At 48.0% G+C, this 12,254-nt stretch carries 12 protein-coding genes; 9 read left to right on the top strand and 3 right to left on the bottom strand.

The genetic code is table 11. From position 1 onward, the window contains the following. The first annotated feature begins 277 nt into the window (after window positions 1–277). Window positions 278–1,039 carry a transporter substrate-binding domain-containing protein gene (locus PGQ95_RS20615; RefSeq protein WP_087858663.1) on the top strand — a complete coding sequence of 254 codons (762 nt, stop codon included), beginning with the start codon at window positions 278–280 and terminating at the stop codon, window positions 1,037–1,039. 50 nt (window positions 1,040–1,089) lie between these two features. Here PGQ95_RS20615 and PGQ95_RS20610 read toward each other — a convergent pair whose 3' ends face one another. Both PGQ95_RS20610 and PGQ95_RS20605 read right to left on the bottom strand, forming a co-directional pair. After that, the gene (locus PGQ95_RS20610) at window positions 1,090–1,698 is read right to left on the bottom strand and encodes a transporter (protein ID WP_113374606.1); all 609 of its coding nucleotides are present in this window, start codon (window positions 1,696–1,698) and stop codon (window positions 1,090–1,092) included. A 330-nt stretch (window positions 1,699–2,028) separates the two neighbouring features. Further along, window positions 2,029–2,823, bottom strand: coding sequence for an SDR family NAD(P)-dependent oxidoreductase (locus tag PGQ95_RS20605; RefSeq protein WP_113374605.1), 795 nt, complete (start codon window positions 2,821–2,823; stop codon window positions 2,029–2,031). A 325-nt stretch (window positions 2,824–3,148) separates the two neighbouring features. Here PGQ95_RS20605 and PGQ95_RS20600 point away from each other — a divergent pair, with 325 nt between their 5' ends. The 5 genes from PGQ95_RS20600 (at window position 3,149) to PGQ95_RS20580 (ending at window position 7,133) form a co-directional block, all read left to right on the top strand. Beyond that, on the top strand, window positions 3,149–3,931 hold the full coding sequence (locus PGQ95_RS20600) for an alpha/beta fold hydrolase (RefSeq protein ID WP_087858658.1): 783 nt from the start codon (window positions 3,149–3,151) through the stop codon (window positions 3,929–3,931). Between the two features lie 94 nt (window positions 3,932–4,025). Then, window positions 4,026–4,589, top strand: a complete 564-nt coding sequence (locus PGQ95_RS20595; RefSeq protein WP_045395159.1) for a peptidylprolyl isomerase — start codon at window positions 4,026–4,028, stop codon at window positions 4,587–4,589. Between the two features lie 41 nt (window positions 4,590–4,630). Then, complete coding sequence (locus PGQ95_RS20590) at window positions 4,631–4,957, top strand: hypothetical protein (protein ID WP_045395158.1); 327 nt, start codon at window positions 4,631–4,633, stop codon at window positions 4,955–4,957. Between the two features lie 10 nt (window positions 4,958–4,967). After that, entirely contained in the window at window positions 4,968–5,804 is an 837-nt protein-coding gene (locus PGQ95_RS20585; RefSeq protein ID WP_113374603.1) for an MBL fold metallo-hydrolase, read from the top strand. Window positions 5,805–5,918: 114 nt separating this feature from the next. After that, the gene (locus tag PGQ95_RS20580; RefSeq protein ID WP_430919189.1) at window positions 5,919–7,133 is read left to right on the top strand and encodes an acyltransferase family protein; all 1,215 of its coding nucleotides are present in this window, start codon (window positions 5,919–5,921) and stop codon (window positions 7,131–7,133) included. Window positions 7,134–7,351: 218 nt separating this feature from the next. On the opposite strand, the gene PGQ95_RS20575 is transcribed toward PGQ95_RS20580, so the two are convergent. Further along, window positions 7,352–8,239: a LysR family transcriptional regulator gene (locus PGQ95_RS20575; RefSeq protein WP_047044392.1), complete on the bottom strand. Its 888-nt coding sequence runs from the start codon at window positions 8,237–8,239 to the stop codon at window positions 7,352–7,354. Window positions 8,240–8,650: 411 nt separating this feature from the next. On the opposite strand from PGQ95_RS20575, the gene PGQ95_RS20570 reads away from it, so the two are divergent. The 3 genes from PGQ95_RS20570 to PGQ95_RS20560 are packed head-to-tail and all read left to right on the top strand — an operon-like array spanning window position 8,651 to window position 12,247. Continuing rightward, the gene (locus PGQ95_RS20570) at window positions 8,651–10,078 is read left to right on the top strand and encodes a bifunctional 2-methylcitrate dehydratase/aconitate hydratase (RefSeq protein WP_045395151.1); all 1,428 of its coding nucleotides are present in this window, start codon (window positions 8,651–8,653) and stop codon (window positions 10,076–10,078) included. 49 nt (window positions 10,079–10,127) lie between these two features. Next, window positions 10,128–11,270 (top strand): hypothetical protein, encoded by a 1,143-nt coding sequence (locus PGQ95_RS20565; protein WP_113374602.1) that lies wholly within the window; start codon window positions 10,128–10,130, stop codon window positions 11,268–11,270. Continuing rightward, window positions 11,267–12,247, top strand: a complete 981-nt coding sequence (locus PGQ95_RS20560; protein WP_430919186.1) for a hypothetical protein — start codon at window positions 11,267–11,269, stop codon at window positions 12,245–12,247. Before PGQ95_RS20565 ends, PGQ95_RS20560 begins: the two co-directional genes overlap by 4 nt. Window positions 12,248–12,254 lie beyond the last annotated feature (7 nt).

Here is a 12,254-nt window from a genome sequence, read left to right as displayed (position 1 = left end):
TACTCAATTAACAAAGCACGATGCGTGCCAGCTGTGCCAGAAAGCGCTGTTTCCAGCAATATCGCGAATGTAATGGGGAAGTGTCGGATCTTGAGCGTAGATTTTGGCGATTCATTGCACAAAGAAGGTGCAATGAATCCTGGTTGTGCATCACAAAAATAAAACATATGGTTAACAAGGTGGTTATAAGCCGGAGCGGTAGAGAGATATTTTTGCTTGCCGTCAGAGACAGACAGAGTGATAACCAAAAACCTGATGATTAAAAAAGGATCATGAAATGAAAGTGAAGGCGGTGCTTGCCCTGACGCTATCCCTGGCCGCACTGGCGGGCCAGGCGCGCGATATGCAGTCAATTCAACAAAGCGGCGAGTTAAAAGTCGGCGTGCCGGGGGACTACGCGCCGTTGGCCTTTCATAACGGCGCCGGCGAACTTATCGGCTATGACGTCGATATGGCGCACGATCTGGGGAAAACGCTGGGGGTGAAGGTGACGTTTATTATCACCAGCTGGCCAACGCTATCGACTGATTTAAAAGCCGATAAGTTTGATATCGCTATGGGCGGCGTAACGGAGACGGCGGCACGGGCGAAAGATTTCTCCCTGAGCCATCCGGTTGTGGCCAATGGTAAAATCGCCCTGGCGAACTGCAGCGCCGCGCCAGCGCTCGGCAGCCTTGAAAAAATCGACCAGCCGAATGTGAAGGTGATTGTGAACCCCGGCGGTACCAACCAAAGTTTCGTTGATGAGCATATCAAGCATGCGCAGATCATCCGCGTGCAGAACAATGTCGATAATCTGCAGGCGCTGCGGCAAAAAACGGCCGATATGATGGTGACCGACCTGATAGAAGGGGATTACTACCAGAGTAAGGAGCCCGGCGTGTTCTGCGTGGCGAATGAGAAGCCGTTCCCCGGCACCGCCAGCTATAAGGTCTATATGATGAATAAGGATAATCCGGCGCTGCTTGAGAAAGTGAACCAGTGGCTGGATAGCCAGGATAAAAATGTGCTCAAGCGGAAGTGGAAAATTCAGGGGTAATTCATGATTCGCGCAGCCGCCAGAATGCGACATTCTGGCGGCGCAGTGGATTAGCTTTTCTGCCGCGCCTGATAGCGGAAGTAGCAGTAGTAGCCAATCGAGGCGGTCAGGCAAAGCATGTAGCCGAACGATTCGCTACCCTCTTCAACGGTGTTTTTCACCACCCGCGCGTAATTTTCATCGAGTACGGCATACCATAAGCCATGCATGCCGAACAGCCGTGAGAAGACCAGAATCGCCAGCAGGCCGCTTATCATCATGCCGTAGTAGGGCGTGCGGGTGTATTGCGCCAGTTGCGACAGCGTTTGACGAGCGTGGCGCAGCGGAGCGATCAGCGCGGCTATCGTCGCTGCCAGCGCGAACCACACCCAGCTACCGTGAGTAATAAGATCAAACAGCGCATCCAGTTCGCGGATCAGCATCGCCAGGAAGAAGCCGCCAACGAGGATATTACAGTAGCGCAGGAGCTCATATTTTTTCGCCAGCAGGAAGTGAATCAGCACGATTATCGTCAGCACGACCTCCTGCACCACCTCGGTAAGCGAAATCTCCGGAATATCGTTGCCAAACACCCGGATATCCATCCATAGACAAAGTACCGCAATGGCGGAAGCCGCCGCCGCGCCGAGAAAGAAAAGTAAGCTTCTGATGACAGACATTAACACCACTATTTATATTCAAAACAGTAATGATAAATATCGTGAATGTGACTTCCTGTTCACTTTGTGCGACATCGCGGCGTGTTTTAAACCTTTTGAGCTATTTAGCGCTAAATAGCGCAACTGCAGGTGAGAAAGGGGAGCTTTACTCCCCCCAGACTGCTGACAAAGAAGGAAAAAGCGTGGTTTTTCCTTCTTTGTGGTTATCAGCCGAAAACCAATAAATTGATTTTCCTTGTTATTTGTCTCTTGCAATCTGTAAGTCCAACGGTTGCATGAGGTTTGTCATCAATCTCAGGGGAGCTTTGCTCCCCCTGCTTAGCGGGCAATTCAGACAATATCATCGACCACGCCGCCATCGACCCGCAGCGCGGCGCCGGAGGTGGCAGAAGCCTGCTGCGAACAGACGTAGACCACCATATTGGCCACCTCGTCCACCGAGGCTGCACGCTGAATAACGGAAGCGGGGCGCTGCGCCATAACAAACTCTTTCGCTAGTTGTTCCAGCGGCTTACCGGTGCGGGCGACTTCCTCTTTCATCATTTCGGCAAAACCGTCAGAAAGCGTTGGGCCTGGCAGCACGCTGTTTACGGTGACGCCGCTGCCGGCGACGTATTTCGCCAGCCCGCGGGCCAGCGACAGCTGCGCGGTTTTGGTCACGCCGTAGTGGATCATGTCGGCGGGAATATTGCGTGCCGATTCGGAGGAGATAAAGACCACCCGTCCCCAGCCTTTACGCACCATGGCGGGCAGCAGCGCGCGTGACAGGCGAACGCCGGACATCACGTTGGTTTGCCAGTAGTTTTCCCAGGTGGCGTCATCGGTGGCGTAAAAATCCTGCGGGCCGTAAATACCGGCGTTATTCACCAGGATATCGACTTCATTCACCGCCTGCAGCAGTTGACTCACCCCGGCGGCGTCACTGAGATCGGCCACCGCGGGATAGGGCCTGAATCCCGGCACCTCCTGTTGCAGCCGCGCCATCGCCGCATTAACGCTATGTTCGCTGCGGCCGTTGATAATCACTTCCGCACCGCTGGCCGCCAGCCCCTTCGCAATGGCGTAACCAATACCGGCCGTGGATGCCGTCACCAGCGCGACTTTCCCCGATAAATCAATATTCATGGTTGAGCCTTTTTTATGGAATGGAGTAGTAAGCGTAGCAGGTGGGAATTGGGGGGCTTTACCACATCAACAAATTCGATAGCGATATCGAAATTATCCGTTAGAGCACAGGATTAAATTACTCTAATAATACTAGCAGTACTAACAAGATAAGAACATTTATCCGATGTTAATGCGGGAAATAACCTCACGTTTTTCCTGATGAGTGCGCTTGCGGGATAGCTTAAACAGATAAACATTCCTTTGGTATAACCGTGCGTCTGAGCCTGTGTACCGGCATCCGGAGTCAATGATAAAAGTAAAAATAAGCATACGGAGATTTTAAATGTTTATCCGACCACTGAAATTAACTCAGCATGTCGATGTACAGGGCCCAGAAAATGCGACGACAGTGATTCTTCTTCACTCGTTAGGAACGGATATGCATCTTTGGGATCTGCAAATGCCGCGATTAACCGAGCGTTATCGAGTAGTCCGCCTGGATATTCGCGGACATGGGCTCAGTGCCGTCGACGCGTTGCCTTTTTCAATGGAAGATCTTGCCGATGATGTTATTGCTGTCGTCGATCATCTGAACATCAATAAGTTCTATGTCGTCGGTGTTTCAATTGGCGGCACGATAGCACAATGGATTGGCTTCAAATTACCGCAACGCGTACAGGGGATGGTGATTATTGATACTTCGCTGGTGAATGCCGCTCCGCCCTCGCTATGGCGCGCAAGGGCGGAGGATGTTTTCCAGCATGGTCTTGAGCACCTTGAGAGAGGAATTATCAGTAATTGGGTCACGCCGCAATTTATCGACTCGCCTGAGGCTGACGGTCTGAGGAAAATGCTGCGCAATACAACGGTCGAAGCTTTCTCCGGGTGTTCTTTAGCTATTGCCGATACTGATTTGACTAATATGGATATCCATGGCGTTAGTGCGGTTATAGTCAGGGGAGCGGAAGATAAGCTGACTCCGCAAGACTACGCGCAACGTCTGGCGAAAAAGCGTAATGCCGAATTACATGTTATCCCCGGCGCTTCACATTTACCTAATTTAGAAAAACCGGATGCGCTTACCGATGAGATCATTACATTTATTGAGAAAGCGCAAACACATTAATAGATCAATGCCGCGATAAGGGGCCAATCAGCGCGGCTAATGAGCAAATGCAGCGACAGGCGGTAATTTCTGTCGCCAGAATGGAGTAAATGATATGAATCGTCGGTTATTTATTGGCGGCTGCCTGGGATTATGTGCGGGCGCCGTCGCGTTGCCTGCCGCGTTAAAATGGCTAGGTTCTGCAGATGATACTATTGAGATGGAGTTGGATAGTGGTATCGTCACGATAAAGTTATTTTCTGATATTGCCCCTAATCATGTGGCGCGGATTAAGACACTCGTACAGTCTAAATTTTATGATGGTATGCCTTTTTCCAGGGTTATTGATGGGTTTATGGCGCAAACTGGTGAGCCGCTACAAAATACACGGTTTGATCCCCGCGTAATGCCAAAACTGGCTGCGGAGATTAATCATTTGCCGTTTGAACGCGGCACTATTGGCATGGCCAGATCGCGAAATCCGCACAGTGCTTGCCATCAATTTTTTATTACCTCAACCCGCGCTCGATATTTAGATCAAAACTATACCGTCGTTGGTCAGGTTACCAAAGGAATGGAATGGGTGGATAAACTCCGCCGTGGTGATGCCGAGTTGGGCACGGTGGTTAATCCGGATGTGATTAAACGCATGCGTCTGGTGACTACCCATACCGTGTAGTTCCACGTTGCTAAAATACCTGTTGCAGGAGTAGTTTCTAAATGCCCAGTATTACTGTATCTACATCAGCAAGATATCGGTTGGATTCCGCCGCCTTTGCTGAATTTTCGATTGCCCTGGCAAATTTAGCCAAAGAGATACTGCAAGCGAAAGACAATAATATCCACATTACTTATCTCACTGCTGAAATCGGCTATGGTACGCCGGTTTATGTCGAGGCAAAACTCAGACAAGAAATATTTCGTAGCGAACCGGTGATGAATGAATTTTTACATCAGGTAGATTTGTTAATTAAAGAGAGGATCGGCGTTGTGGCGAGAATTCGCTGTTTCCTTTATCAAGCCAATAATATTTTCGCTAAAAATTAAAGGATAAAATATGAATGAAAAATTGCCAATGAAGGACCTTGGGGATGTCTTAGTGACTGCGGTTAGCGATGGCTACTTGCAGGTTGACTTCGGGCTACTGGCAAATGTAGATGAAACGGAGTGCAGGGCCATTCAGCAAAAATCCTGTCCTGAGGAACCAAATTCAGTTCATATCAATACCTTTTTAGTGCAGCAGCAGGGGAAGAATATCCTCATTGATAGCGGTGCTGGTGGCATTAAAGGTTGGGGGGGCGGTTTAGTTAAGAATTTAGCTAAACTGGGCTTGCAACCAGATGATATTGATGCCGTTCTACTCACTCATGCTCATCCCGATCATATTGGTGGCCTGGTTAATGCTCAGGGAGAAGCTATATTTCCTCGCGCGGAGTTATTCATCAGTCGTGATGAATATGATTATCTGCAAGACGATAACCAGTTTGCGACGGTCAGCGATCGCGTTAAAGGTAATTTCCTGTTGGCGCGCAGCGTTTTTAAACAGTATCAAGATCGGCTTCAGTTAATTGATGATGGTGAAGTGCTTGCCGGCATACGTGCTATTCCCTTGAAAGGCCATACACCTGGACATACCGGCTATAGCATTGTCGGGAGTCATAACAGCCTATTGATTTGGGGGGATATTGTGCATTTCCCACATATTCAGCTATTAAAGCCGGATGTCACTATCGCCTTTGATTATGATCCACAGTTGGCAGCGGAGACGCGTGCGCGCATCCTTGAGATGGCCAGCTCCGATCAAGTTCTTGTTGGCGGTATGCATTTTGGTCTGCAGGGTTTTGGTTATATTAAAAAGCTTAACACAGGATATTGCATTATTACCGATGAGTAATAGACATTAATCTGAGTCGATACTGCTTTGCCGTTATTAATTTTTATACCAGTAATCATCTTTCTATTTCAGAATAACTTGGTGATATAAAAATACCATCTGTGGAGGAGTGTAATGAGTTCTGTAATAACAAAAGAAATGAGTAGTGATAAGCTTTACGGTGAAGCACATATCACGCCAGGGATGCAATCAATAGCGGCAGGAGCATTTTCAGTGCGGCCTAAGCTTCCTTCCATCACCGGAAGCAGGTTTTGGGCTGCTTTTTTAGTTTTTTTATTTCATGCATCACTGCCCAGCGATCTCGCCCCATTTGCCAATCCGACGATTCAACATATCTATACCGTTATTGTCGGTAAAGCTGGTTGGCTGGGAGTGTCATACTTCTTTATTTTGAGCGGGTTTATCATGGTATGGTCCGCGAAAGATACGGATACCGTTGGTGATTTTTATCTGCGGCGTTTTGCTAAAATTTATCCAACACATTTCCTGACATGGTTGGTTGCATTTTTAATTGGTGCAGTCAGTGTTTATCAATATAAATTATGGTCGACCAATCTGCTGTTGGTGAATACCTGGTTTAACGATGTACATTACTTTTTTGTTGGTAACCGGCCGAGTTGGTCTTTATGCATCGAAGCGATGTTTTATCTCTCTTTTCCATTCCTTTACCGGATTATGAAGACGATCCCGACAAAGCATGATTTACTTGCCCTGTTGTTGGTCACAATGACATCGTTAGCAGTCCAGGTTGCGATCTATCTGTGGGCTGAACCGAATAAAATGATGGGAGCATTCCCTATTTCTCAACATCATTTCTGGATTTCGTATATTTTCCCTCCGGCACGTATTTTTGAGTTTCTGGCCGGTATGTTTGCTGCACGACTACTCATCAATGGCCGGGCAATTATGTTGTCGAAAACGGTATCACTTGCCTTACTGGTGGCAACGTATATTGCTTCTATGTATATTCCATACCAATTTAGTATGAGTGTCGTATTTATCATTCCTGTTTGCTTGTTAATTACCTCTTTTGCCAGCGATGACTTGAAAACCAGGAAAACTGCATTGAATTCGCCAACCTCGGTTTGGTTAGGAGAGATCTCTTATGCATTCTATATGGTTCATTTCTTAGTACTGTTTTATTTTTTGAATTTAACGGCAGGGAGAAAGTTTGATTTAGCTGAAGGAATAGGGCTTATCGCTGTTGCTCTGGTTCTGTCAATTGCTTTCGCCGCTTTTTTATACAAATACTTCGAAGTACCAATGATGAAAACGATTCTGGCAAAGTTTCGGGAAAGAAGGTTGGTCAGCCTGGGCGAACCCTCATGATGACAGATTGAATATTCAGCATTTCTGGTGGGAGGCATGCGTCAATGAGATGCACTCCCACGCTTTACTGCTTAATCAGTATGAAAGCCATAGCTTTCTACAAGATTTTCCTTGAATGACAACATATCCCCGCTAATCACCTTTACCGATCGTCTTCAATAGGTAGGTGTATTTTATAATGTGGTGCGAGCATAATTTATGCAGTTCAGATGAGTTAGTTAATAACCGATATCGCGCAGCCGAGGATCCTGGAACACAGAGGTCATCATACCGGTGAATTTGGCGATATCCAGATAGGCACAGTCTGTTCGGTACACCAACTCTATTTTGAAGTCATTGAACTGCCCGGAGAGCTGATGAATCTTAATCTTGCTCTTAACTTCACTACTAATAGAACAGCGCAACACCAACGATACCCCTTTACCCGCGGCAATGCTTGAGAACAGCACTGGATAAGATCCGCATTCAACGACACGTTTTGGCGTGATATTGCCTTCATTGAACAGCACATTGAAGTTGCGCGTAGACGTTGCACATTTTTTACTACTGAGCAAAAAGACTTCGCCATCCAGACTGGAGATATCAGTAATGGGAGGTTGATTTTTCTCGGTGATAATTACCAGCTCGCTTGAGAGCAATATGGAACGTGCATGTTGTGTATTGGAAAATCCGGCGCCAATAATTACCGCATCAAATTCGTTTTTATCAAAGGCGCTGAGCAAACTAATTGTGTTGCCGATTGATATATCGATGTTCCAGCCCAGCTCCTGGCCTAAATCAATCAAGGAACTAATAATATAGGGGGGTAAACATTCAATTATTCCAACTCTTATCGTCAACTGACTGCTTTTAGAGTAGGAAATGTTGTTTTTGCAATCGTCCGCCAGGTTCAGAATTTTGAGTGCATACTCATAAAGTATCTGGCCTTGCGCTGTGGGAGTGCATCCTTCGGTTTTCCTGTCTAACAGGGTGACATCCAGGTTGTCCTCGAGACTTCGTATTCGGTGGGAAATGCTTGATTGCACTCGATTCAGGCGCTCTGCGGCTTGGGTTATATTCCCTGTCTCCACCACCGTCACGAACGCAAGAAGTTCACTTAGCTTCATTTGAGACCTCATGCTAAAAGTTAGTTTAATGTTGCAATTGTATTTATAATTTGTGACGTTTGTTTTGTCATCATGTTTCTAATTGCCAGTGTTGGTAGTGCTGGCCAGAGAGCGTCACAGCGAAGACGTTCGACATCAATAAGCTTATTCGTATATCAATTCGTATGTCCTGAATCTCCATTGCAATGAGCCATGCTCTGTTGAATATCATTAAGGTATCAATCTTTTCGATGAATACCTCGATTTTATTCGCTGGTTTTTTATTGCTGCGCCAATTACGATTTAATCAGTAAGGCCAATTATTCATTTTATAATCAAGTGGTTACGCATCCTCTTGTATTCAGTTATCTCGCTTTTCTGGCCTTTATTACTCGTATTGATGAAACCTTCATTTCGTTTATGGGATAAAACATGGCGCACGCTGAGTTTGATAAAATAATGATCGATCTGGTTGATTATGCCTACGAGCAAACAGCCTTTAATAATGAGACGCTCCGGATGGCGCGTTTTTGTCTGCTGGATTCAATTGGCTGCGCGATAGCCGCCTCTACAGATGCCGACTGTTCCAGACTCATGCGCAGCGCGCAATTCAGTCGCAACCCTCAGGGGGTCCCGGTCATGGGGACGCCATTGCGGTTAGGGCCAATCGAAGCGGCTTTTCAAATTGGTTCGATGATCCGCTGGCTTGAGTTTAACGATACCTGGCTTGCGCAAGAGTGGGGACATCCGTCCGATAACCTTGGGGCAATCCTGGCCGCTGCCGCGTGGCGGAGCCTCTCCGATAGCGCCCAGCCAGAGGTGAGTATGGCGGCGGTTCTGAACACCATGGTCAGGGCGTATGAAATTCATGGCGTACTGTGCCTGTCGAACTGTTTTAATGCGCTAGGTATTGATCATGTCGTGCTGGTCAAGGTGGCTTCGGCGATTGCAGCTGCACAGATCATGGGATTATCGAAGGATCAGGCGCTGAGTGCGCTTTCCAACGTGATAATTGATGGCCATGCGCTCAGAACTTACCGACATGCACCTAATGCAGGCACCCGTAAATCATGGGCCGCCGGCGATGCCACAGCTCGCGGACTGCAATTGGCGCTGTTTGCCCAGGCAGATGAGATGGGGTATCCGACGGCGTTAACGGCTAAACGCTGGGGATTTGATGATGCGGTGCTACGCGGTCAGTCGTTCAACCTGACGCGAGATCTCTCAGACTTCGTCATCAATAATATATTGTTTAAAGTTCCCAATCCTGCTGAATATCATGCTCAGACCGCGGTCGAGGCGGCAATTAACCTGCGTGAAAAAATACTTGCCGCCGGTTATTCACCTGAATCAATCGAATATGTTCGCGTAGAAACGACGCGTCCGGCGATTCAAATTATTGATAAATCAGGTGTGCTGAATAACTCAGCCGATCGCGACCACTGCCTGCAATATATGGTAGCGGTAGGGCTACAAACTGGAAATCTGACGATTAGGGATTTCCATGAGCCATTGGCCTGCGATCCGCAACTGGAAGCCTTACGCCACAAAATTACCTGCACTGAACGTCCTTCTTTTACCGAAAGCTACTACGACCCAGAAAAACGCGCGATCCCGAATGCGCTGTACATTAAATGTCGTGGAATGACGGAGGAGATTGCCGAGCTTATTGAATATCCGCTTGGTCACGTCCGCCGTCGTGAGGAGTGTTTTGACGCACTGCTAACCAAATTCCATCTGAATCTTTCAGACAGCCCGCTACGCGATCGGGCGGACAGACTGGCCGATATCCTGACCACTGGCCCGGCGCTTGAGACTATGTCTGTTAATGAGTTCCTGAAACTTTTTTCCTGGCATTAATCCATTTCTGAATCATTGACATAAATTTATAACGCTAAAGGTGAATGAAGTGAAAAAGGCAATACTGGTTGGCTGTGGCGCAGAGATTGGCGCAAATCTGTTGATTCAAAACGATCCGCAGAATGATGGTTTCGTGGTGCAGACCGTAGTAACGAATCCGCCTGCTACTGATAAACACTATCCGGAGTTACGTCCGATTGATGGCATTGTGGCGCGTCTGGCGATGGCGCAACCTGGCATCCAGTCCCGGGTCGAGATAATCAATGACGATACGCTGCAAATTGACGGTCGTGAAATTCATTTCTTCTTTGGCGATTTAGCCAAAGTGTGCCCACCCGTTAACGGGCGCTTTGATATCGGTTTTATTGCCACCAGCAAACAGGATATGGATCAGCACAGTCCTGTGGCTCGCAACATGCAGGAGCTGGCCAATGTAGTTCTGGGTGTCGCTGAGGCTGATAGCCTAAAAAGTATTTATGGCTGCCTTGGCGATCTGACGAGTGACGATATCAGTACGATTCAGCGTAAGGTAGTAAGTTCTGGTATGTACTGTCTGGGTTCCTGCCAGACCAATGGGATGCATGCTTCATTACGTGTTGTGGTTGAGGCACTAAATGCTATCCACGGCAACGCTTCGCAAATTGTGTCGGTTGAAACCGATATTGTGCATCCAGATACGCCGAATGGCGTACTTGGCACTCGCTCCTTTGAAGGCCGTATGCAGGATGCTCGCGACAATCTGCGTCCCAGCTTCTCGCAAATTGCCATGAGCCAGAAAAAAGTTATGCCGTGGGCGCCGTTGGTGAATACGGTGTCGCTTCGCGCGCCAGTTCATGCCCCTGGCTATCAGATTAACCGCTTTATCGTCGAAGATAACGGTGCTTTAACGACTGGTTTAATTGAAGCTGCCATTGAGCGCGTGAACAAGCAGCATCCTCATGTAGTGATGGCCTCGCGGTCGCCTCTTGGGGGACGCGCTTATGCTTATGAGCGCCGCTGTTCGACAATTCTCTCTGACGCTAACCATTTACTCATTCTTCGACCCGCATATCTGGCGAAGCAGAATCTGAGCGAAGTGATTATCCAGTCCTTTGTTAACAATTCGGTAGGGTATACCGCAGTTGTTCGCGCCGTTGCGCGCAATATTGCCCAAGGTCTACCGGTGGCGACCTTTCAGGAGATTGAAAAATGACACGTTCCCATACCGTTGATTTTTTAAATTCTGGTTTTGTGGTGAAAACCGCCATGTCTCCTGATTTCAATAGCAAGCTAAAGGCTGAGGTTGAGCAAATCCGCGCGTTACATGCTCTTTACCCGGAGCTGATGGTGCCGGTGTTACACGAGGGGGTTGCCGCCGGACGTCAGTTTTATGTTATGGAAAAGAAAGCCTCACTTCCGCTATCGGCTATCGTGCTTGATGAACAAAGAACGCTCGCGGCGCGACGCAAAATAGTTCTGAATGCCCTGGAGAACATCCAAACCGCGATTGGACTGGAGATAGAAAACCAACCTGCACGGGGCAGCGATATGCCAGCCAGGTTGCAGGAGGAGTGGGAAGCTACGCGATTTGCGCACGATCTGTTTGATAAACCGGTTTTACTGAATGGCGTCCGTTTTAGCATTACCGCCAGAGAGGTTATCGAAAAAGCGATCGAGATGGCGCGTGGTGAAGAATTCCGATCGGTAGAAAAGGCTCATTTCAATTTTCACTTTGGCAACGTGCTTTATGACGAAGAACGTTCATTGACTCATTTCATCGATCCTGATTTTTCCGTCAGTGGCCTCGATCCCCTTTTCGGCTTTTCGCGCTTTGCTTTTTCGTTCTGGCATGAGCTGGCAGCCGAGGTTGAAGACGCAGTGAAAATGGTTCCGATGTCTGACGCGCTCATGTTTGTTCTGGCGAAACAGGATTACGGCAATATTCTCAGCGAAATTCCGGAAATTGGCGGTATTTCCGGGCTGCTGCCGATAATGGGCGAGAATATGCGTCATCGCTTTTATGTCCTCACCGCTTACTGCTTCCTCAGGAGCATCCGTATTAATGGCAGCAAGCAGCCGTGGAAAACGCCGCGCTCTCCGGTTATCGCCCGGCCTGAGGAGGTACTTATGCTTGGGATGCTGACCTATCTCGAAGGGGCAAGCGTCGCGAGCGAAAGTCTGTGCGCGTAATTTCATT

The organism is Klebsiella sp. 141240 (assembly GCF_050600805.1).
GTDB lineage: Bacteria > Pseudomonadota > Gammaproteobacteria > Enterobacterales > Enterobacteriaceae > Klebsiella > Klebsiella aerogenes.
Note: the sequence above shows the minus strand (reverse complement) of the source record. Positions and strands in the feature narration are given on the sequence as shown.